Annotated in this window: 24 protein-coding genes; 18 read left to right on the top strand and 6 right to left on the bottom strand. The window is 67.6% G+C overall.

What is annotated here, in order from left to right:
- Nucleotides 1-510 (bottom strand): flagellin N-terminal helical domain-containing protein (locus NLI89_RS13925; RefSeq protein WP_439144515.1); only part of this gene is annotated, 510 nt, incomplete at its 3' end.
- A 284-nt stretch (nucleotides 511-794) separates the two neighbouring features.
- Between NLI89_RS13925 and NLI89_RS13930 the strand changes: the two genes are divergently transcribed.
- From NLI89_RS13930 to NLI89_RS14015, 18 genes are all read left to right on the top strand, one after another.
- Nucleotides 795-2,093 (top strand): sigma-54 interaction domain-containing protein, encoded by a 1,299-nt coding sequence (locus tag NLI89_RS13930; protein WP_254687566.1) that lies wholly within the window; start codon nucleotides 795-797, stop codon nucleotides 2,091-2,093.
- Nucleotides 2,090-2,452 carry a flagellar hook-basal body complex protein FliE gene (fliE, locus tag NLI89_RS13935; RefSeq protein WP_254687567.1) on the top strand — a complete coding sequence of 121 codons (363 nt, stop codon included), beginning with the start codon at nucleotides 2,090-2,092 and terminating at the stop codon, nucleotides 2,450-2,452. Before NLI89_RS13930 ends, fliE begins: the two co-directional genes overlap by 4 nt.
- A gap of 1 nt (nucleotide 2,453) precedes the next feature.
- Nucleotides 2,454-4,115 carry a flagellar basal-body MS-ring/collar protein FliF gene (fliF, locus tag NLI89_RS13940; RefSeq protein ID WP_254687568.1) on the top strand — a complete coding sequence of 554 codons (1,662 nt, stop codon included), beginning with the start codon at nucleotides 2,454-2,456 and terminating at the stop codon, nucleotides 4,113-4,115.
- Nucleotides 4,112-5,122: a flagellar motor switch protein FliG gene (gene fliG, locus NLI89_RS13945; protein WP_368077283.1), complete on the top strand. Its 1,011-nt coding sequence runs from the start codon at nucleotides 4,112-4,114 to the stop codon at nucleotides 5,120-5,122. The genes fliF and fliG overlap by 4 nt, the downstream gene beginning before the upstream one ends.
- On the top strand, nucleotides 5,115-5,927 hold the full coding sequence (locus tag NLI89_RS13950; RefSeq protein ID WP_254687569.1) for a FliH/SctL family protein: 813 nt from the start codon (nucleotides 5,115-5,117) through the stop codon (nucleotides 5,925-5,927). Before fliG ends, NLI89_RS13950 begins: the two co-directional genes overlap by 8 nt.
- Nucleotides 5,921-7,246, top strand: a complete 1,326-nt coding sequence (locus NLI89_RS13955; protein ID WP_254687570.1) for a FliI/YscN family ATPase — start codon at nucleotides 5,921-5,923, stop codon at nucleotides 7,244-7,246. The genes NLI89_RS13950 and NLI89_RS13955 overlap by 7 nt, the downstream gene beginning before the upstream one ends.
- A 1-nt stretch (nucleotide 7,247) precedes the next feature.
- Nucleotides 7,248-7,667 (top strand): hypothetical protein, encoded by a 420-nt coding sequence (locus NLI89_RS13960; protein ID WP_254687571.1) that lies wholly within the window; start codon nucleotides 7,248-7,250, stop codon nucleotides 7,665-7,667.
- Between the two features lie 174 nt (nucleotides 7,668-7,841).
- A complete protein-coding gene (locus tag NLI89_RS21905) occupies nucleotides 7,842-8,840 on the top strand; it encodes a flagellar hook-length control protein FliK (protein WP_254687572.1) in 999 nt (332 codons plus the stop codon).
- A gap of 19 nt (nucleotides 8,841-8,859) precedes the next feature.
- Nucleotides 8,860-9,486, top strand: coding sequence for a flagellar basal body-associated FliL family protein (locus NLI89_RS13970; protein ID WP_254687573.1), 627 nt, complete (start codon nucleotides 8,860-8,862; stop codon nucleotides 9,484-9,486).
- Between the two features lie 3 nt (nucleotides 9,487-9,489).
- Complete coding sequence (locus NLI89_RS13975; RefSeq protein ID WP_254687574.1) at nucleotides 9,490-10,452, top strand: flagellar motor switch protein FliM; 963 nt, start codon at nucleotides 9,490-9,492, stop codon at nucleotides 10,450-10,452.
- Nucleotides 10,449-10,739 (top strand): flagellar motor switch protein FliN, encoded by a 291-nt coding sequence (fliN, locus tag NLI89_RS13980; protein WP_056054132.1) that lies wholly within the window; start codon nucleotides 10,449-10,451, stop codon nucleotides 10,737-10,739. Before NLI89_RS13975 ends, fliN begins: the two co-directional genes overlap by 4 nt.
- Before the next feature lie 6 nt (nucleotides 10,740-10,745).
- Nucleotides 10,746-11,000: a flagellar biosynthetic protein FliO gene (locus NLI89_RS13985; RefSeq protein WP_056054129.1), complete on the top strand. Its 255-nt coding sequence runs from the start codon at nucleotides 10,746-10,748 to the stop codon at nucleotides 10,998-11,000.
- A gap of 200 nt (nucleotides 11,001-11,200) precedes the next feature.
- A complete protein-coding gene (gene fliP / locus NLI89_RS13990; protein WP_254687629.1) occupies nucleotides 11,201-11,947 on the top strand; it encodes a flagellar type III secretion system pore protein FliP in 747 nt (248 codons plus the stop codon).
- Nucleotides 11,948-12,068: 121 nt separating this feature from the next.
- Nucleotides 12,069-12,338 carry a flagellar biosynthesis protein FliQ gene (fliQ, locus tag NLI89_RS13995; protein WP_055874447.1) on the top strand — a complete coding sequence of 90 codons (270 nt, stop codon included), beginning with the start codon at nucleotides 12,069-12,071 and terminating at the stop codon, nucleotides 12,336-12,338.
- A 127-nt stretch (nucleotides 12,339-12,465) separates the two neighbouring features.
- Nucleotides 12,466-13,239, top strand: coding sequence for a flagellar biosynthetic protein FliR (fliR, locus tag NLI89_RS14000; RefSeq protein WP_254687575.1), 774 nt, complete (start codon nucleotides 12,466-12,468; stop codon nucleotides 13,237-13,239).
- Nucleotides 13,239-14,381 carry a flagellar type III secretion system protein FlhB gene (gene flhB, locus NLI89_RS14005; protein ID WP_254687576.1) on the top strand — a complete coding sequence of 381 codons (1,143 nt, stop codon included), beginning with the start codon at nucleotides 13,239-13,241 and terminating at the stop codon, nucleotides 14,379-14,381. Before fliR ends, flhB begins: the two co-directional genes overlap by 1 nt.
- Before the next feature lie 66 nt (nucleotides 14,382-14,447).
- On the top strand, nucleotides 14,448-15,896 hold the full coding sequence (fliD, locus tag NLI89_RS14010; RefSeq protein ID WP_254687577.1) for a flagellar filament capping protein FliD: 1,449 nt from the start codon (nucleotides 14,448-14,450) through the stop codon (nucleotides 15,894-15,896).
- On the top strand, nucleotides 15,893-16,291 hold the full coding sequence (locus NLI89_RS14015) for a flagellar export chaperone FliS (RefSeq protein WP_254687578.1): 399 nt from the start codon (nucleotides 15,893-15,895) through the stop codon (nucleotides 16,289-16,291). The genes fliD and NLI89_RS14015 overlap by 4 nt, the downstream gene beginning before the upstream one ends.
- A 114-nt stretch (nucleotides 16,292-16,405) precedes the next feature.
- Here the strand turns inward: NLI89_RS14015 and NLI89_RS14020 are convergent, their stop codons facing one another.
- Genes NLI89_RS14020 through argH form a run of 5 tightly spaced genes read right to left on the bottom strand, consistent with a single transcriptional unit; the run spans nucleotide 16,406 to nucleotide 21,125 of the window.
- Nucleotides 16,406-17,359 (bottom strand): zinc transporter ZntB, encoded by a 954-nt coding sequence (locus tag NLI89_RS14020; protein ID WP_254687579.1) that lies wholly within the window; start codon nucleotides 17,357-17,359, stop codon nucleotides 16,406-16,408.
- Between the two features lie 13 nt (nucleotides 17,360-17,372).
- Entirely contained in the window at nucleotides 17,373-18,260 is an 888-nt protein-coding gene (locus NLI89_RS14025) for a precorrin-2 dehydrogenase/sirohydrochlorin ferrochelatase family protein (protein ID WP_254687580.1), read from the bottom strand.
- Nucleotides 18,245-19,507: a diaminopimelate decarboxylase gene (gene lysA / locus NLI89_RS14030; protein ID WP_254687581.1), complete on the bottom strand. Its 1,263-nt coding sequence runs from the start codon at nucleotides 19,505-19,507 to the stop codon at nucleotides 18,245-18,247. Before lysA ends, NLI89_RS14025 begins: the two co-directional genes overlap by 16 nt.
- Before the next feature lie 11 nt (nucleotides 19,508-19,518).
- Nucleotides 19,519-19,761 (bottom strand): hypothetical protein, encoded by a 243-nt coding sequence (locus tag NLI89_RS14035; RefSeq protein WP_254687582.1) that lies wholly within the window; start codon nucleotides 19,759-19,761, stop codon nucleotides 19,519-19,521.
- Nucleotides 19,758-21,125 (bottom strand): argininosuccinate lyase, encoded by a 1,368-nt coding sequence (argH, locus tag NLI89_RS14040; RefSeq protein WP_439144519.1) that lies wholly within the window; start codon nucleotides 21,123-21,125, stop codon nucleotides 19,758-19,760. Before argH ends, NLI89_RS14035 begins: the two co-directional genes overlap by 4 nt.
- Nucleotides 21,126-21,138: the final 13 nt, after the last annotated feature.

Here is a 21,138-nt window from a genome sequence, read left to right on the forward strand (position 1 = left end):
AAGGCTCGTGCCCAGATCGAGCTTGATCACGTCGTTGGTATTGGCGCCGGCCTGGATATCGACCGTCTTCGCCTTGGTCGGATCGGCGGCATCACCCGTAAACAGCTTCACGCCGTTGAACTCAGTGTTCTTCAACACGTTGGCGATCTGCTTCGCGAGCGAATCCTGCTCGAGGGTGATGTTGGCCTTGTCGGTATCCGAATAGGTGCCGTTGCCCTTCTGGACTTCCAGTTCACGCATCCGCTGCAGGTTGTTGGTGACCTCGTCGAGTGCGCCCTCTGCGGTCTGTGCCATCGAGATGCCGTCATTGGCGTTGCGGATACCCTGGTTCATGCCCTTGATCTGCGACGTCATCGACGACGTGATCGCGAGGCCGGCGGCGTTGTCCTTGGCCGAGTTGATGCTCTTGCCGGTCGACAGGCGCTCCATCGACGTTGCGAGCATGTTCGACGCCTTGGCCGATGCGTTGGTGGCGCGCATGGCCGAGATGTTGGTACCGATGACAGTCATTGCGAAATCTCCGTGATCTTCGACGTTCCGCGCCGCCCCCATGGCGAAGTGCCGATCCGTCACAGGGGGTAACGGCCGCTTCGGACCGGACTTAAGCGAAAAAATGCAGCGTCGGTCGAGCCTCGCACGTGCCCGCATGGGGGCTCGCGCGCGGGATCGTGCGCGCGGGAACGCCCGGGTGTGCCCGCGGAGACGCGCCCGGAAATAATCTGCCGGGGGCGGCAGGGTTTAACCGCGCGTTTACCACCAATGGCGCAATCCCCGAATCGTTCAGGGGGAACTCAATGCGCTCTATTTTTCCATCGGCCGCAGTCACTTCGCGGAAATATGCGCTCGTCTCGTCGCTTCGTGCGCAGGGGTTCGGCGTAGGCTCGTTCGAGACGGCCCAGCCGGGTGCGAACGACCTGTTTCTGGTCGCTGACGGCGAGGGCATCACCGCCCCTGCCCGCACCGTCGTGATCGGTTGCGAAGGTCGCGAAGTGACCCCGTCGCGCGACGGTGCGCCGGCGCGGATCAGCTTCGCGGCCGAGGACACCGCGGTCGGCAACGGCTTCGCGCGTGCCCTGATCGGTGGACCCGATATGCCGACCGCCGCAGACCCGGAATCACTCGCGCTGCTCGCCCTCGCGGAGCGTGTCGCCGCCGCCGACATTACCGTGCTGATCAACGGCCCGACCGGCACCGGCAAGGAAGTGCTCGCGCGGGCCATCCACAACGGCTCCGCGCGGAAAGACAAGCCGTTCATCGCGATCAACTGCGCCGCGCTCCCCGAATCGATGCTCGAGGCGCTGCTGTTCGGTCACCAGAAGGGCGCGTTCACCGGCGCGTCGTCGGGCGGCGATGGCTTCTTCCGCGCGGCAAACGGCGGCACGATTTTGTTGGACGAGATCGCCGAGATGCCGCTGCAATTGCAGGCCAAGCTGCTCCGCGTGTTGCAGGAGCGCGAGGTCGTGCCGCTCGGTGCCTCGGTGCCGCAGCCGATCGACGTCCGCGTCATCGCCTGCGCCAACCGCGATCTCCACGCCGAAGTCGCAGCCGGCCGGTTCCGCGCCGATCTCTATTACCGCCTCGCCGTGTTCCCGCTCGCGACCAAGTCGCTGGCCGAGCGCCCGCAGGATATCCCCGCGCTCGCCGCGACGCTGATCCTGCGCCATGCCGGCAACCGCAACGTCATTCCCTGGCCGAGCCATGCCGCGATCGAGCAGCTGATGCTGCACGACTGGCCCGGCAACGTCCGCGAACTGGAGAACGTGATCCAGCGCGCCTTGCTGTTCTGCGGCGGCGACACGATCGAGGCCAGCCACATCGTGTTCGACCGTCCCGTGTCGATGACGTTCCAGCGTAGCGCACCAGTCACGTCGATCGCCCCTGTGGCGCCGAACGAACCCGAAACTCTCGGAAACATCGTCCAGATGAGCGAGTTCGCCGCGATCCGCGAGACGCTGAAGGCCTGCAACGGCAGCCGGATCGAGACCGCCAAGCGTCTCGGCATTTCCGAGCGCACGCTGCGCTATCGCCTCGCCAAGGCGCGCGAACAGGGCGACGATATCGGCAGCGTCCATAACTGGGCCGCCTCGGCATGAGCGGCGTGTCCGGAATCGGAGGCGGCGCGATGAGCGTCGACCGCGTCATGGCGCTGCGCTCGCAGATCCTCGAACGCAACCAGGCGCTGTCGCGTGCTGGCGCTGCGGGGACCGTCGCGCCGACCGAGACGGTCAAGCCGACCAGCTTTGCCGACACGATGGAAACCGCGCTGAAGAGCGTGAACGACGGCCAGACCCAGGCTGCCAAGCTCAGCGAAAGCTATGAGCGCGGCGAGACGGTCGACATCGCGAAAGTGATGCTCGCGCGCCAGCAGGCGTCGGTCGGGTTCGAGGCCACGTTGCAGGTCCGCAACAAGCTGCTGTCCGCCTACAAGGATATCATGAGCATGCCGGTCTGACATGAGCACCGCACTCATCCCCGCTTCGTCTGGTGCAACCGAACGGTTCGCCAACCCCCTCCAGCAGATCAAGGGCGTGTTCGCGCAGCCGGCCGTCCGCCGCTCGCTGCCGATGGCGCTGATGGTCGGCCTGATCGCCGCCGCCGCGCTCGCGTGGATGAGCCTGTCGACGCCGCCGCAGAAGACGCTGTTCAGCGGCCTGCCGGATTCGGACAAGGCTGCGGTGACGTCCGCGCTGACCACCGCGAACATCAAGAGCCATATCGACGAAGGCACCGGCGCGCTGACCGTCGGCGAGGACGATTACAGCCGCGCGAAGATGCTGCTGGCGGGCCAGGGCCTGCCGAAGGCGGCGCCGGGCGGTTACGCGATCCTCGACCAGTTGCCGATGGGCGTCTCGCGCGCCGTGGAAGGCGAACGCCTTCGCCAGGCGCGCGAATCCGAGATGGCGAAGTCGATCGAGGAGATCGATGCGGTCGCCGAGGCGCGCGTGCATCTCGCCATGCCGGAAGCGTCGGTGTTCGTCCGCGACAACGCCGCGCCATCGGCGTCGGTGATCCTGAAGCTTCAGGGCGGCCGCTCGCTGAGCGATGCGCAGGTCAGCTCGATCATCAATCTCGTCGCCTCGTCGGTGCCGGGCATGAAACCCGAGGCCGTGACGATCGTCGACCAGATGGGCGCGCTGCTCACCAAGGCCGGCGGCAACGACGGTGCGGGTGCCGCGAGCGACGCGCGGATCGATATCCAGCGCCGGATCGAGGACAAGTATCGCACCCAGCTGATCGCCCTGCTCACGCCGCTGGTCGGCGCAGGCAATTTCACTGCCGAGGTCCAGGCCGACGTCAATCTAGACGAGAGCCAGGCGACGCGCGAAAGCTATGAGAAGCAGGGCGTCCTGCGTGCCGAGACGGGCAACTGGACCGGCAACCAGAAGGACGCCGCGGGCGCTCCCGGCGGTATCCCCGGTGCGCTGAGCAACACGCCGCCCGCCGCGAGCACCTTGTCGGCACCGCAAGCTGCGACCGGCAACACCGGTGCGCAACCGGCGGCCGGGGGCGCTGTACCCGATGCGATGAAGCAGTCCGACCAGTATCAGCGCGCCTACGACCTCGGCCGCGAAGTGTCGGTGACGCGCGCCACGCCGGGCGGGGTCAAGCGTCTCTCGGTCGCCGTGCTCCTGCGCGATCCCGAAAAGGGTCGCCGCACCGCGATGGAGATCAACCAGATCAGCGATCTCGTGAAGAGCGCCGTCGGCTTCGACCAGGCGCGCAACGACAACGTGACGGTCATCAGCCGCAAGTTCGCCGGCGCCACCGATGCCGCTGCCGGTCCCGCCTGGTACGACAATGCGTGGCTGCCGGTCCTCGCGCGCAACGGCACCGCGATCCTGATCGCGCTTCTGGTGCTGCTGCTCGGCGTCCGCCCGATTGCCAAGGCACTGATGAAGAAACGCGACGATGCCGGCACGCGGCCTGCACTCGGCCAGCCGATCGGTGCGGCAAGCGGCGACGGCATGGCGGTCGCAGCACCGGTCAGCCTCGACCAGCTTGAAAACACGCGCGGCTATGACGACCGGATCGGCGCGGTCCGCGGCTTCACCCGCGACAATCCGACCCGCGCAGCCCTCGCGGTACGCGACATGATCAAGGCGGACGCCAAGTGAGCGAGGTAGCCCTGCGCACCTATACCGGTGTCGAGCGCGCCGCGGTGCTGATGATGCTCGTCGGCGAGGAGGAGGCCGCCGCCATCCTCCAGAAGCTCGAACCCGAGGAAGTCCGCCAGCTCGGCGCGGCGATGTTCAAGGTCGCCGACGTGTCGGAGCAGGAAGTCGAGGACGTCCTCGACGATTTCGTCGGCCGCGCCCGCGAGCGCACCGCGATCGGCTTCGACCCGCGCCCGCAGATCGAGGCCGTGATGAACCGCGCGCTCGGCCCCGAGAAAGCGGAAAGCGTTCTCGCGCGCATCACCCCGCCGGAAGCCGCATGCGAACTCGAACTGCTCGACTGGCTCGACGCGCCCGAGATCGCGGCGATGATCGAGAAGGAGCATCCGCAGATCGCCGCCGTCCTGATCGCCAATCTCGACGCGTCGATCGGCGGCCAGGTGCTCGAACTGCTGCCCGACGCAGTCCAGCCCGACATCCTCCACCGCATCGCACGTCTGGGGCCGATCACGCCCGAGGCGGTCGAGACGTTGAAGGTCGTGCTCGCCAACCGCACCACCGCGGCGCCCGGCTCGGCAGGCGTGACGCTGGGCGGCACGCGCGAGGCCGCCAAGATCCTGTCCGGCGCGCGCAAGGCGACCGAACAGCGCGTCATGCCCAAGCTGTTCAAGATCGACCGCGAAGTCGCCAAGGCGATCGAGGAGGCCATGTTCGTCTTCGACAACCTGCTCGAACTCGACGACAAGAATCTCGGCACGCTGATCCGCAACGTCGACAGCGAGATCCTGACCAAATCGTTGAAGGGCGTCGACGAGACGATCCGCAACCGTTTCCTCGGCTGCATGTCGGCGCGCGCCGCCGACGGCATTCGCGACGAGATGGAAGCACGCGGGCCGATGAAGCTCGCCGAAGTGCTCGAGGCACAGAAGGCGATGATCGCGATCGCGCGCGGCCTTGCGAAGGACGGCACGATCCAGATGGGCGGGGGGGAAGACGATTATGTCTAACGGCTTCACCGCGGGGTTCGCGTCGCGTCACACGACGACGGCCAACGTCCTGGCGAGCGCGTTCGCCCCGCCGTCCGGGTTCGCGGCTGCGGATATTCGCGAGCGTGCGACAGTGCGCCCGACCAACTTTACGTCCCCCAGCTTCACGTCCCCGAGTTTCACGTCCCCGAGTTTCACGTCCCCGAGTTTCACGTCCCCAAACTTCGCGTCCCCGAACTTCGCGTCGGAGCCGAGTGCGCCCAGGCACTTCAGCCCGGCCGACAAGGACGTGAACCCGACCGCGGGCTGGGATCCGCTCGATCCGGTGAGCGAATCGTCGTTCATCGATCCGCTCGCCGACGCGCATGCCGCCGGCTATGCGGAGGGTCTCGCCGCTGCGGCCGCCGCGGCACAGGAGACGGCTGCACGCGACGGCGCGCTGCTCGGCGATCTTGCCAGCGCGCTGGGCGGCGACCGGATCGACCGCGAACGGATCGCAGGGCAGCTCCGTCAGACCGTCTTGTTCCTCGTCTCGAAGCTGGTTGGCGAGGTCGGCATCGCGCCCGACGTCCTTGCCGGTCGGATCGAGACCGCCGCCGAACTTCTGTCGGACTCCGCCGAATCCGCGCTCCTGCGCGTCCACCCGGACGATGTCGCCTTGCTCGAAGGCCGCCTGCCGAAAACGATCTTCGCCGCGGGCGATCCGGGCGTCGCGCGCGGCAGCTTCGTACTCGAAAGCGCATCGACCATCGTCGAGGACGGCCCCGAACTCTGGCTCGATCAACTCGCGCAGGCGATCGACCGCGTGCCGGTGCCCAAATGCTGAACCGCTTTACCGCCGACTATCTCGAAACCCTCTCCAACGCCGATTTCGTCGCCAAGCCAAAGGTCTCGGGCCGTCTCGCCTCGTTCGACGGGCTGCTCATGGAAGCGGTCGGCCTGACTCTTCCGGTCGGCACCGTCTGCCAGGTCGGCGAAGATGCGGCGAGCGTCGAGGCCGAGGTCATCGGCTTCCGCAACGGCCGCACGTTGATGATGAACCTGGGTGGCCCCGCCGCGCTGCTCCCGCGCGCGCCGGTCAAGCCGATCGGCCCTCCGGGTGAGGCCGAAGTCGGCGCCGCGCTGCTCGGTCGCGTGGTCGACGGCGCCGGCAAGCCGATCGACGGCCTCGGCCCGATCCGTGGCGCCGGTCGCTGGCCACTGGCCGGCAAGCTCCAGTCGCCGCTCGACCGTGGCCGTGTGCTCGAACCGCTCGACGTCGGCGTCCGCGCGATCAACGGCCTGCTCACGATCGGCCAGGGGCAGCGCGTCGGCATCATGGCGGGCTCGGGCGTCGGCAAGTCGGTACTGCTCGGCATGATCGTGCGCGCGGCGCAGGCCGACGTGATCGTCATCGGGCTGATCGGCGAACGCAGCCGCGAAGTCGCCGACTTCCTCGAAACCAAGGTCGCCGGCGAAGCGCGCAAGCGCTCGGTCGTCGTCGCCGTCCCCGCCAACCATTCGCCCGTCCTCCGCATCCGCGGCGCACTCCGGGCGCACGCGATCGCCGAGTCCTTCCGCGACGAGGGCAAGAAGGTCCTCCTGATTATGGATTCGCTGACCCGCGTCGCGCATGCCGGTCGCGAGATCGGCCTTGCGCTCGGCGAACCCGCCTCCGCACGCGGCTATCCGCCGTCCGCCATCGCGATGCTGCCGAACCTGATCGAGCGCGCGGGCGTCGACGTCCACACCGGCGGCTCGATCACCGCGATCTACACGGTGCTGGCGGACGGCGACGACGGCAACGATCCGGTGGTGGACTCGGCGCGATCGATCCTCGACGGCCATATCGTCCTCAACCGCCACCTCGCCGAGCGCGGCGTCTATCCCGCGATCGACATCGGCCCGTCGGTCAGCCGCGTGATGACCGACATCGTCGATGCGCCTCACGCCAAGGCTGCTCGAACGCTCCGCCGTCACCTCGCCACCTACGAGGAAAACCGAGATCTCGTGCTGATGGGCGCGTATCGCCACGGCGCGGATCCGGCGATCGACGCGGCGATCGCGTGCCAGCCCGCGGTCATGGAATATATCCGCCAGGATGCCGACGAAAACGTGTCGCTCGCCGATGCCGTCGCCGAACTGACCGGCGTGTTCGGCGGCTGAGATGACGCGCGGCAAGACCCTCGCGCGCATCCACCGCGTCCGCACGCTCCAGCTCGGCCTGACCCGTGCCGACGAAGCCCGCGCGCACGACAAGTTCGCCAGCGAACAGGCGTTGTCCGGCCGCATAGCCCTGCTCGCCGAAGCAGTCGCGCCGGTGCACGAAACGCAGGTCGCCGTGTCGCTCGGCGCCGCCGCGCACTACCGCGAACGCCTGCACCAATCCGCCAGCGCCGCCGTCGAGCGCGTGCGAGCCGCCGAATATCACGTCGAGCGCGCAGCGGAAGCAACCCGCGCCGCCAAGCGCGACCAGAGCGCGGTCGAGAAGCTGCTCGCGCGCGCAGACGCCGATGCCGTGCTGAAAGCGATCCGCGCGATGGAAGAGGCACCCGCCTTCCGGAAGGTTCGGCACGATCCTTGCTGAATGAGGGCCAGACGCCCGAACGCGAGTGCCCGAATGATCCAGATTGCGACCCTTTCCCGTACGGTCCCTCCCCACCCTCGCGCCGCTGTTGCGAAGAGTTGCGGCGAGTCGGGCGACTTCGCCGACTCATTCGCGCAAATTAGCGATGAGGCGGATGCCGAAATTTCTGCCGGAGTGGCGGAAGACGATACCCGGCAGGACGACGCCGCGACCGGCAACACCTTGCCGCCGCCGGTCATCGCGCCCGATCTTGCATTCATGTGGCATCCGATAGTCGCGACGCCCGCCCCGGCCCTGCCGGTTTCCGTTCCCGGTGCACGCATCATTGTTGCAACCAGCAACCAACCAGCTAGCGTGCAGCGCCCGACCTTCGCGCAATCGCAGCCGCAGGCCGCCACGCCTGCTCCGATAGAGCCTCAAACACCCCTGCCCTCCGCGCCGACCCAAGCCGGCGGCACACCCGCAACGCAGCTCGCCGCCGCGATCATGGCCGCGATGCCACCGGTAAAGACGACCGTGCAGACGCCGGTGGACACTTCGACGACCGACGAGCCGCGTTGGGCCACGCCCGGTACGGCGCCCGTCGCCCTCGCCATCGCACAACCCGACATCGCCCAGCCGCAACCCGGTACGGTCGCGTCGGCGGCGGTGGTGTTCGGCGCCGCGATCCAGGCCGCAACCAGGAAGCGTGAAGAGCCAGACACGCCTGCCGCTCCGTCCGACACGCCGCTGACCGCGATCGGCGCGACCGCAACGCATGAGATCAAGGTCGCCGACGCGCAGCAAGCGCCACTCGACATGCGCCAGGATCGCTGGCCGCACGCGATGATCGAGCGGATCGAGATGCTCCGCGACGCCGCCGATGCGGTCGACACGCGTATCCGCCTAGTCCCCGACGCGCTCGGCGCGATCGACGTGTCGGTGAAGACGGAGGGCGACACCGTGCGCGTCCACTTCAACGCCGAGCAGGCTGCAACGCGGACGTTGCTGGCGGATGCGCAACCGCGGCTCGCCGAGCTCGCCGAAGCGCGCGGGTTGAAGCTTTCGCAAGGGTCGCTCGGCGACAGCAGTGCGCAACAGCAACGCGCGCCAACGACTCCGCAAATCCCGAATCGCCCTGCGTCGGTCTCGACCGTGATCGCGGACACGCCCGACGACATCCGAATCGCTTGAACCGAAGGACCCTGAAATCATGAGCGACACAAAAGAAACGCCCGACGCCGCCCCGAAGAAAAAGGGCAGGATGAAGACGATCCTGATCGGCGGCGTCGCGCTGCTGGTACTTGTCGGCGGTGGCGTCGGCGCGGGCGTCTACGCGTCCAGTGCCGGGCTGATCGGCGGCGGCAACCATGCCGAAGCCGATGACGGCAAGCCCAAGCTCGTCCCCAAGAGCGAGCAGAAGCACGCGGCCGAGGGCGGCGAAGGCGGCGGTCACGGCGGCGAGGACGCAGCACCTGAAAACCACGGGATGAAGCCCCCCGCAGGGCAGGGCGGCGACAAATACGCCTCCACCTACTACCCGCTGGAGAAGGATTTCACGTCGAATCTCCAGGATTCGGTGCACTTCGTCCAGGTCGGCGTCGCGGTCTCCACGCCCTACGACGACACCGTCATCACCAACCTGAAAACCAACGACATCGCGGTCCGCTCGGCGATCCTGATGGCGCTCGGCGACACCACCGAGGAGCAGGTGATGAGCAGCGAGGGCAAGCGCCAGTTGCAGGTCCGATTGGCCAAGGCGATCAACGATACGCTCAAGCAGAAGGAAGGCTTCGGCGGGATCGGTAACGTTTACTTTACCAGTTTCGTTGTTCAGTGAGGCATGGTTAACGAGGGCTCAGCAAAGACGCGCGAACGGCGCGACCGGGATCGCTCCGGCGCACCCCAGGGCGGCGTGCTGCATCAGGGCGTGCTCGGCGGGGCCAAGCTCAATCCGTTCGGCGACCTGCATTCGTTGCAGCATCTGTCCGCTCGGTTCGCACGCGGTCTTCGCGGCGTGTTCGAGCCGTTGCTGCGGCAGGAGGTCCGCTGCTGGGCCGAGCCGCTGGTGGTCCAGCGCTTCACCGATTACCGCGCCGAGCGGAGCGATACGCTGACCGCGTGGCTGCCGCTGGTCATGACGCCGGGCATGGCGCAGGCCTTGTGCATCATGGACGGCAAGTTCGTGCTCGAGCTGCTCGACATGTTCTTCGGCGGCACCGGCGCCGCGCCGCACACGCTGCCGACCGAATTCTCGCCCGCCGCCGAGGCGATGGTCGCGCGGATCGGCCAGATGATCGCCGCGCCGCTGAAGACCGCCTGGGAGCCGATGGCGCGGTTCGATTTCCTGCCGACGCGCGTCGAGGTGAACCCGGCGATGATCGCCGATCTCGACGGCGAGGACGCGATGATCGTCACGCGCTTCGGTATCGCCGCGGGCGCCGCGAAGCCGGTGTTCCTCGACCTCGTCTACCCCGTCTCCGCGCTGAAGCCGCATGCCCCGTCGCTGACCGCGAAGGTCGTCGGCAAGTCGGCCGACCCCGATCCGGCGTGGCGCACCGAGCTGACGCGGGCGGCGATGAACGTCCGCTTCCCGATCCGCTCGGTGCTCGCCGAACCGGTCGTCAAGCTGACCATGCTGATGGACCTGAAGCCCGGCGACGTGATCCCGATCACCATCTCGGGCGACGTGCCGGTGATGGTCGGCAACAACCGGCTCGGCTGCGGCACGGTCGGTACGTCCAACGGCTTCGCCGCCATCCAGCTCACCTCGATTACACGTTTCGACGAAGGATTTGCAGCATGAACGACATGACCGGAGGCTTCCCCGTGGATGCTGCCGTCGCCGCCAATTTCCGGCTGCTCCAGGATGTCGACGTCAAGCTGACCGTCGAGATCGGCTCGACCAGCCTGACCTTGCGCGAACTGCTCGCGCTCGGCGAATCCAGCGTGATCGAGCTTGATCGCCAGGCTAACGAGTTGCTCGACGTATTCGTCAACGGCACGCTGATCGGGCGCGGCGAAGTCGTCACGGTCGGCGAGCGCTTCGGCGTCCGGATGACCGAACTCGTGTCGCCCGACAAGCGCGGCTGATCGACGATGCTCTGGACCTACATCCTCAAGCTCGTCATCCTGCTGCCACTGGTGTGCGGACTGATGTTCGGCTGCCTGTATCTGTGGCGCAAGTTCGAGAGCCGGATCCCGGGCAAGCCCTCGACGCGGCTGATCGGCGTCAAGGAAACGATGATGATCTCGCCGGGTCTGCGTCTCGCGGTGATCGATTTCGAGGGCCGCCGGCTGCTCGTCTCGGTCGGCCGTGGCGGCGTGCACCTGATCGACAAGGTCGACGCATGAGCGCGGTCGCTCGCCCAACGGTGACGCGGAAAGGCTCGGGCCCTGCCCTGTTCGCCGCATCCTCCGCCAAGCCGTTTTCCCGCGAACGCGGGAATCCAGGAGCCACGAACGGTGCGCTCCATCACCCTGGATCCCCGCGTTCGCGGGGAAACGGGTGGGTGTGGGTCCTACTGGCGGTAGTGCTCGCCCTCTTCCTCGCGATGCCCGCCTTCGCGCAAACCCTTCCCGCCCCGACCAACCCCGCCGTCGGCGACGCGGTCGATCGCGCACTCGGCCAGCTCGGCGGACAAGCCGCGGGCAATACCGGCCAGAGCGGCTCGCTGTCGCTGTCGCTGCAAGTCCTCATCATCATGGGGCTGCTGACGATCCTGCCGGGGATCCTGCTGATGATGACCAGCTTCACGCGGATCATCATCGTGCTGGCGATCCTGCGCCAGGCGCTCGGCCTGCAACAGACGCCGCCGAACCAGGTGCTGCTCGGGCTGTCGCTGTTCCTCAGCTTCTTCATCATGGCGCCGACGATCAGCCAGATCAACACGACCGCGATCCAGCCCTATGCCGCCGGGCAGCTCGCCGGCACGCAAATGATCACCACCGCTGGCGTCCCGCTGCACGCGTTCATGGTGAAGCAGACGCGCGTGAAGGACGTCACGATGTTCGCGCAGATCGCGAAATCTGGCCCCTATGCGACGCCGACCGACATCCCCTTCTCGGTACTGCTCCCCGCGTTCGTCACGTCCGAGCTGAAGACTGCGTTCCAGATCGGCTTCCTGATCTTCCTGCCGTTCATCGTCATCGACCTGGTCGTCGCGACCGTGCTGATGTCGCTCGGCATGGCGATGCTGTCGCCGACGATCATCTCGATGCCGTTCAAGCTGTTGCTGTTCGTGCTGGTCGACGGCTGGGCACTGACGATGGGCAGCCTCGCCAACTCGTTCGCGACCTGAGAGCATGTACGGCCCCACAATCATGTTCGCCCCAAACCTACCGTTCGCCCTGAGCGAAGTCGAAGGGCCTGAGACTCATGTGCTTCGACTTCGCTCAGCACGAACGGCAGTTTTGTAAGCCATGGACGCGCAATATTTCCTGACCGTCGCCAATCAGACGATGTGGGTGCTGGCGCTCGCCAGCGCGCCGATCCTGATCCCGGCGCTGCTCGCCGGGCTGATCCTCGGCATGATCCAGGCGGCAACGTCGATCAACGAGCAGACGCTGTCGTTCGTGCCGAAGCTGGTGGTGGTCGCGGTGTCGATCCTGATCTTCGGGAGCCTGATCCTGGGGTTGCTGAGCGATTTCACGATCGGGATCTTCGAGCGCATTCCGGATCTGGTAAAATGAGCGCACTTGCTGCTCCCCTTCCGCTTGCGGGAGGGGTCGGGGGAGGGGCGTGCCCCACCGACCGGACGCCGGTACGTACGTCGCGCCCTCCCCTGACCCCTCCCGCAAGCGGGAGGGGGATTTTACAGTGCTAGGCTTCGGCCTCTCAATCGAACCCCAGCTCTGGGCGCTCATCTTCGTGATGATCCGGATCGGTGCGACGTTCATCGCCGCGCCGGTGTTCGGCAACGTCTCGGTCCCGGTCACCGTGCGCGTCACGCTGTCGGGCGCGATCGGGTTCCTCGTGCTCGCCGCGCATCCGATCGTGCCGCCGCAACAGATTTTCGCCGTCTCCACCATCCTCTCCGCCGCCGCCGAAGCGCTGGTCGGCCTCGCGCTCGGCTTCGTGCTGCAGATTTCGTTCGCCGCGCCGATGATCGCGGCCGAAGTGATCGGCGGCGCGATGGGGCTCGGCTTCGCCTCCTCGATCGACCCGCAGAACGGCAAGTCGAGCCCCGCCCTCGGCCAGTTCTTCTCGATCATGCTGACGCTGCTGTTCCTGTCGGTCGACGGGCATCTGATCCTGATCGACCTGCTGGTGAAGAGCTACGACGTACTCCCCCCCGGCGCCGCCTGGATCGGCGTCGAGCGACTCAAGGCGATCGCGTTCTTCGGCGGCTATGCGTTTCTCGCCGGCCTGCTGCTCGCGCTCCCGGTCGGCTTCCTGCTGCTTTGCCTCAACATCGTCGTCGGCATGCTGAGCCGCGCTGCGCCCTCGCTAAACCTGTTCGCGGTCGGTCTCCCCGCCAGCCTCGCGGTCGGCGTCGTCACGCTGGCGATCGCGTTCCCGACGATGGGCGACTATATGCTCGTCATCGTCCGCGAAGGCCTCGCCGCCACCGAAAACCTGGTGCTCGGCTGATGTCGGAGGACTCGGGCGAAAAAACCGAAGCACCAACCGCCAAGCGCAAGAAGGATGCGGTCGAAAAGGGCGACATCCTCAAATCGCGCGATTTCGCCACCGCGCTGAGCATGCTCGCGGGCGTCGCCTGGCTGATCTACGCCGGCCCGACGCTGATCGTCGCGTGCAAGGCGATCATGACTTCCAGCTTCCAGTTCACGCACGCAGACGTCGAGGATTTCTCCCCCTGGCGTCCGCTGATGGAAGCCGGCGGCAAGCTCGCGCCATCACTGATAACCTTGTTCATCGTCAGCATCGGCGCCGCTATCCTGAGCCAGGCGGGGCTCGGCTCGCTCGGCTTCAACGGCGGTCTGCTTGCGCCCAAATACAGCCGCGTCGATCCCGCCGCCGGCTTGAAGCGCATCTTCGGCGCGAACGGCTGGATCGAGCTTGGCAAGTCGCTGCTGAAGGTGATCCTGCTAGGGACGATCGGCGGCTGGATGCTGTGGAACGCCGCGCATTCGACGATGGGCCTCGCCTCGTCCGCCGATCTCAACCAGGCGCTGTCGACGCTCGGCGGGATATTCAAGGGAATCCTGATCGCGATGGCGTTCGGGCTGTGCGCGATCGCCGGCATCGACCTGCCGATCCAGATCATCCGCCGCTTGGGGAAAATGCGGATGTCGAAGCAGGAGGTGAAGGACGAGCACAAGTCGACCGAAGGCAATGGCGAGGCGAAGGGCCAGATGCGCGCGAAGATGCGCGCGATGGCGAGCGGCGGCCTGCGCAAGTCGGTCGCCGAGGCGCATGTCGTGCTGACCAACCCGACGCATTTCGCCGTCGCGCTGCGCTACGATCGCGGCAAGGACCAGGTGCCGGTGGTCGTCGCCAAGGGTCGCGGTGCAACGGCTTTGGCGATCCGCGAACTGGCAGGCGAAGGCCGCGTGCCGGTGCTCGAATATCCGATGCTGGCGCGTGCGGTGTACTACACCAGCAAGGAAGGTCAGGAAGTCCGCGACGACCTCTACACCGCGATCGCGACGGTTTTAGCCTTCGTCTTCGGGCTGAACGCTGCGGCGGGCGGCACGGCCGCCGGGGTCCAGCCGTTCGTGACCGTGCCGAAGGACGCCCGCTTCGACGAAAACGGCATGAAACAAGCCTAAAGATCGGCGCGACCCGGCCGTTACTGGGAATACGCGCGCGCCGATCGTCAGTGCAGGAATTTCGCCATGGTAACCTCGACCACCAGCACGACCGCGACGCCAACGCCGACGCCCACCGCAACCGCGCAGAGTGCGGTCAACACCGCGACCCAGGCGCTGCTCACCGGCCTCAGCGCAGGCTCCGGCGTCGACACCGGCACGCTGGTCACGTCGCTGGTCGCCGCGCAGTTCGCCGCCCGCACCGCGACGCTGAAGTCCAAGTCCGACACGCTCACCGCGCAGATCTCGGGCGTCGCCTCGCTCAAGAGCACGATGACCGGCTTTTCCACCGCACTCGCAAATCTGGTGAAGGGCGGCAGCTTGCAGACCCAGCCGACCAGCTCGAACGCAGCCGTCCTGTCCGCCACCGCACAGTCGGGCGCGAAGCTGTCGGGGCTGTCGGCCAGCGTCACCGTCACGCGCCTCGCCACCGGCCAGGTCGCGCGCACGACGAGCGCGGTGGCCGCCGCCGATCGTACCAAATCGCTCGGCACCGGCGCGCTGACGCTGAACATCGGCGAGGGTGCGGACATCGCGATCGACACCGGCGACGGCAGCATCGACGCGGTCGCGGCCGGGATCAACGCGTCGAAGAGCGGCGTCACCGCCTCGGTCGTCACCGATGCGGCCGGTGGCGCGTACCTTTCCGTCAAGGGTGCGACCGGCAGTGCCAATGCCTTCACGCTGAAGGGTGCGGACGGCGATGCGCTCGATATCGGCGGCAGCGCGACCAAGACCAGCCTCGTGTCGACCGCGCAGAATGCCAAGCTCACCGTCGACGGGATCGATGTCGAGCGACCGAGCAACACCGTCGGCGATCTCGTCGCTGGCGTGACGCTGCAATTGAGCGGCGTGTCGACCGTACCCGTGTCGCTGACCAGCACCCCGCCGACCGACGCGCTGACGCAGGCGGTCAACGACGTCGTCACGACCTATAACGAGGTGCTCAAAACGATCACCGAGCAGACCGATCCGATCACCGGCAATCTCCGCGCCGACCCTGCCGCAAAGTCGTTGCTGAGCTCGCTGAAGGCGCTGACGTCCAGGCCGCTGGTCGGCGGCGCGGTGGCTGGCCTCCCGCGAACGCTGTCGGAGCTGGGCGTCGCGACCAACACCGACGGCACGCTGCGGGTCGATGCCACGTTGCTCGCGAAGCAACTCGCGGCCTATCCCGACACGGTCGAATCGATGTTTGCGCCGTCTGGCACCAACGCGCTCGGTCTGTCCGCGACGCTGACCGCGCTGACCACCAGCGCGACCAGCACGCTGACCGGGCTCGGCGCGTCGACCGTGCGCTACACCGCGGCCCAGTCCGACGTGACCGAGCAGCAGGACAAGGTGACCGACCAGTCGGCGCAGCTGACCACCCGGCTGACCCAGCAATATGCCAGCATGAACTCGCGCGTATCCGCATATAAGTCGACGCAGACTTTCCTGACCGGCCAGATCGCCCAGTGGAACAAGAGCGACTCGTGACCTACGCCAGCACCCTGATGCGCGATCCGTTCGCGACCTATCGCCAGATCGATGCGGTCGGCCAGACCGCCACCGCGGACGGCCCCGCCCTCGTCCAACTGCTCTACAAGGAACTGGTCGCGGCCCTGCGCGCCGCCGCCTGGGCCTGCGAAAAGCGCAAGTTCGCGATCAAGAGCGAACGCATTACCCGCGCCACCGCGATCCTGTTCGCCCTGGAAGCCGGTCTCGACTTCGAAAAAGGCGGCCAGGTTTCGGAGACGCTCGCCCGCCTGTACGGCGGCGCGCGGAAAACCGTCATCAATGCCTCACTCGGCCATGATCCAAAGCCGTTCCGCGATTCCGCGGACATGCTGGACGAGATCGCGCAGGCCTGGCGCACCGCCAGCGCCGCCTGAGCTTTCAATCCTCCCCCGCCAGGGGGAGGTGGCTGGCGCGTGCCAGACGGAGGGGGCGGACACGGAACAGCGGTTGTCGCCCCCCTTGCGGGAGGAGGGTCGAGGTAAGAAGTCCTACCGCTTGAACCAGTGTCGCATGGAGAAATAGGCCACGACGCCCGCCGCGATCACCGCACAGGCGCCGGCGATCGCATCGAACGCCCAGGGCTCCTCGGCATAGGGCAGCCCCTTCACGTTCATGCCGTACAGCCCGGTGAGAAACGTCAGCGGCAGGAACACCAGCGCCGCCACCGAGATGATCAGCGAGCGGTTGTCGATCTGTTCGGCGCGCAGGTCGGTCAGCGTCTCGTGGACCAGCGCGGCGCGCTCGCGGATCGATTCGAGTTCCTCCGCCATCCGCGCGGCCCGGTCCGCCGCTGCCGCCAGATGCAGTCGGTCGTCGTCGGCGAGCCAGTCGCCCGGCAATGCCGCCAGCTTCTCCAGCGCCGCACGTTGGGGGCTGAGGAAGCGTTTGTAGCCGATCGCCGCCACGCGGACCTTGCTGACGGTGCGACGCAGTTCGAACACGCGGTTGGCGTCGAGCTGTTCCTCGCAATCGTCGAGCTGGTCGCCAAGCGACGCGACGTCGGGGTCGAGGTCGGTGGTGATCTCGGTCGCGAACGCGGCGATCAGGTCCCCCGGATCGCGCACCTCGTGGCGCTCGACCATCTTTTCGACCTCGGCGACCGCGATCAACGGCTTCCGCGTGACAGAATAGACTCGGCCCTTCACCGCCCAGATCCGTACCGACGCCAGCATATCGGAGGTGTCGAGTTCCTCGTGCGAACGCCCGCGCAGGTTGACGAACGCACCGTCGCCGACCGCTTCGCAGCGCGGCCGGGTCTCGGTCGCGGTCAGCGCGTCGACCACATAGTCGAGCAGCCTGGCCTCGTCGCGCAGCCACGTTTGCGCGTGCTCGGCGGTGGTCGACAGGTGCACCCAGACGAGATCGGCGGTGCAGTCGAGGGCTTGCTTCACGTCGATCCGCGCGGCCTTGCCGTCGGTGACGCGAAAGCCGAACCCGCTCACCGCACCATCTCGCTCACAGGGCCATCTCGACATCGACCGATAGGCCGGTGCCGGGATCGCTCGGCATCGCCTCGCACAGCCGCGCGGCATCTGCGCGCGCGCGGTCGAGGATCGCCGCAGGCACGTCGGGGCGGTGATAGACCCGGTCGGCGCTCGCCAGCGCCCGCGCCTGGCGCAGGGTGAGGTCGTCCGGATCGGTGGAGGTCAGGCGGATCACAACCTGCTCCCCTCCCTGGAAGGGAGGGGTTGGGGGTGGGTCGGTTGGTTGGGAGTCGGCATGGATATCAGCGGCCGACCCACCCCCTGCCCCTCCCTGCCAGGGAGGGGAGCCTGGTGTGGGTTGGGCCAGCCACGCGTCGACGTCATGCGTTGGTGAGAGTGGGTCGAGCATGCCGCCTGCCGCCATCGCCGTCGCCAGCGCGCGGCGGCGCTCGCCCATGTCGGGCCAGCGACGCCGCAACGCGCCACGTGCCGCCTGAAGAGCCAACGCCAGTTTTCCGAGGTCGGCCGGCACCAGCGCCTCCAGCCGCTGCCGCAACGCCGCCGCCAGCCCGGCCGACACGCCGCTCGTGCCGATCGCGATCAGCACCGGCGCACGGTCGACGATCGCGGGCAGCGTGAAGTCGCACAGCGCCGAACGGTCGACCGCATTGACGAGGATCCCCCGTGCCTTCAGCCGCGCGACCGCCGCCAGCGCCTCGTCCTCGTCGTCGATCGCGACGATCGCGAGCGACGCCGCGGCATCCTCGCCGACCACGTCCGCGCCCGCACGATCGAGCAGCCGCCGCTTAGCATCCGCCGCCTCGCCCTCGCCCAGCAGGATCACCGGGCGCCCCGCCAGCCTGACGAACAGCGGCAGGCTTTGTAGCGGGAGCGGTGCGGGGGTCACCGCTTGAGCCATTCCGGCACGCGCTCGGCCGCCAGGATCGTCTCCGGGTGAATCCGATCCGCGACCACCGCGAACCGGTCGCCATCGACCAGCACTTCGGGCACCAGCGCGCGACTGTTATAGGTCGAGGCCATCGTCGCGCCATAGGCGCCCGCGGTGCGGAACACGCCGAGATCGCCCGACTTCACCACGTCGATGTCGCGCCCCATCGCGAAGGTGTCGCCGGTCTCGCATACCGGCCCGGCGATGTTGGCGGTCATCCGTTCGCCGGTCGGCTCGACCGCGACGAAGTCGTGATACGCGTCGTACATCGCGACGCGCGCGAGGTCGTTCATCGCGGCATCGACGATCACATACGGGTTCACGACGCCGGGCTTCACCCAGATCACCTCGGTCAGCAGCACGCCGGCATTGCCCGCAATCACGCGGCCGGGCTCGAACATGAGTTCGACGTCCCAGTCGGCGGTCGCGCGCGCGACCATCGCGCCATAGTCGGCCGGGCTCGGCAGCACGTCGTTGGGCTTGTACGGTACGCCAAGGCCACCGCCGAGATCGACGCGGCTGATCGTGTGACCCGCGGCCCGCAGTTCGGCGACCAGCTCGCCGATCCGCGCATAGGCCGCCTCGAGCGGCGCGAGATCGGCGAGTTGGCTGCCGATGTGGATCGCCACGCCGCGCAGGTCGAGCCCGTCATGCTGCGACAGGCGATCGAACATCGCCACCGCCTGGTCGATCGCGACGCCGAACTTGTTCTCCTTGCGCCCGGTCGAGATCTTGGCGTGCGTGCCGGCATCGACGTCGGGGTTCACGCGCAGCACCGCGGGTGCGCGCTCGCCGCGCGCGTGGGCGAGCGCGGCAAGGACCTCGCCCTCTTCCTCAAGCTCGAGATTGAACTGGCCGATCCCGGCGTCGAGCGCCTGCGCCAATTCGCGCCGCGTCTTGCCAACCCCCGAGAACACGATGTCCGACGCCGGAATCCCCGCCGCCAGCGCGCGCTGCATCTCGCCGGCCGAGACGACGTCGGCGCCGTAACCCTCGTCGGCGAGCACGCGCAGCACCGCGACGTTCGGGTTCGCCTTGATCGCGTAGGCGAGGTGGACGCGGCCGGCGGGCTTCAGCGCGTCGCGAAACACCTGCGCATGGCGGCGGAACGTAGCGGTCGAATAGACATAGACGGGCGTGCCGACGGCTTCGGCGATCGCCGGCAGGGCGACGTCCTCGGCATGCATAACACCGTCACGATAGTCGAAATGGTTCATGGATCAGGTCTTCAATTTGGCGGCGGCAGGTCGAACTCGTCGCTGCGTCGCTCGTCGGATTTGGTCAGCAGCTCGTCGCTGCGCTGCGGGCGTTGCTGCGTGGTGGGCGTGAGCAGCTCCGCGGCGGTAGGCTGGGTCTTCGCACCATAGGGCGCGACCGGGAGCGACTTGCCCTCCGCCGGGACGAGCCCGTCCGCTGCGCCGCAACCCGACAGTGCCAGCACCAGTCCCGCCAATCCTAGAAGCCGTTTCATGCCGTATCCCCCCGGGCTGCAAGGATCGCAGCGCGCACATTGTCGGGCGCAGTGCCGCCGAAGCTGGTCCGGCTGGCGACCGACGCATCGACCGAGAGCACGCCGTACACGCGTTCGTCGATCCGCGCATCGATTGCCTTCAGATCCTCGATCGGCAACGCATCGAGCGCGACCTTGCGCTCCTCCGCCAGCTTCACCGCGCGCCCGGTCACATGATGCGCCTCGCGGAACGGCAGCCCCGCCTCGCGCACCAGCCAGTCGGCCAGATCGGTCGCGGTCGCAAAGCCGCTCTCGGCCAGCCCGCGCATCCGGTCGGTGCGGAACGTCGCGCTCTCGACCATCCCGGTCATCGCCGCGATCGACAGCGCGAGCAGGTCGTGCGCCTCGAACACCGGCGGCTTGTCGTCCTGCATGTCCTTCGAATAGGCGAGCGGCAGGCCCTTCATCGTCACCATCAGCGCAGTCATGCAGCCGAGGATGCGGCCGGCATGCCCGCGCACCAACTCGGCCGCATCGGGATTGCGCTTCTGCGGCATGATCGAGCTGCCGGTCGACCATTGATCGCTCAGCGCGACGAACCCGAACGGCTGTGACGCCCACAGCACGAACTCCTCGGCGAGCCGCGACAGGTGCAGCGAGGTCTGCGTCGCGGCGGTGAGATACTCGATCGCGAAGTCGCGGTCGCTGACGCCGTCGAGCGAATTGGTCATCGGGCCGTCGAAGCCAAGCGCGGTGGCAGTCATCTCGCGGTCGATCGGGAAGCCCGTCCCGGCGAGCGCAGCCGAGCCGAGCGGCGACCGGTTCATCCGTGCGCGGGCATCGGCGAAGCGCCCGACGTCGCGCGAGATCATCGCGTGATACGCCATCAGGTGATGGCCTAGCGTCACCGGCTGCGCAGACTGCAAATGCGTGAAGCCCGGCATGACGCTCGCCGCATGCTCTTCCGCCCGCGCGAGCAGTGCCGCCTGGAACCCGGCGAGCGCCGCCAGCGCCTGGTCGATCGCGTCGCGCACCCACAGCCGGAAGTCGGTCGCGACCTGATCGTTGCGCGAGCGTGCGGTGTGCAGCCGTCCCGCCACCGGGCCGATCGCGTCGGCGAGCCGCGCCTCGGTCTGCATGTGGATATCCTCGAGGACCAGATCCTCCTCGACGCCGTGCTCGGCATAATGCGCCGCCACCGTGTCGAGCCCCGCCGCGATCGTCGCGGCATCCTCGGTCGAGACGATGCCCTGCTTGCCGAGCATCGCGACATGCGCCTTCGAGCCGGCAATATCCTGCTGCCAGAGGCGCTTGTCGAAGGGAATGGAGGCGTTTATCTCGCGCATGACCGCTGCCGGCCCCTCGGCGAACCGCCCACCCCACATCGAATTGGAACCG

Source organism: Sphingomonas faeni (genome assembly GCF_024273235.1).
Lineage (GTDB): Bacteria > Pseudomonadota > Alphaproteobacteria > Sphingomonadales > Sphingomonadaceae > Sphingomonas > Sphingomonas faeni_A.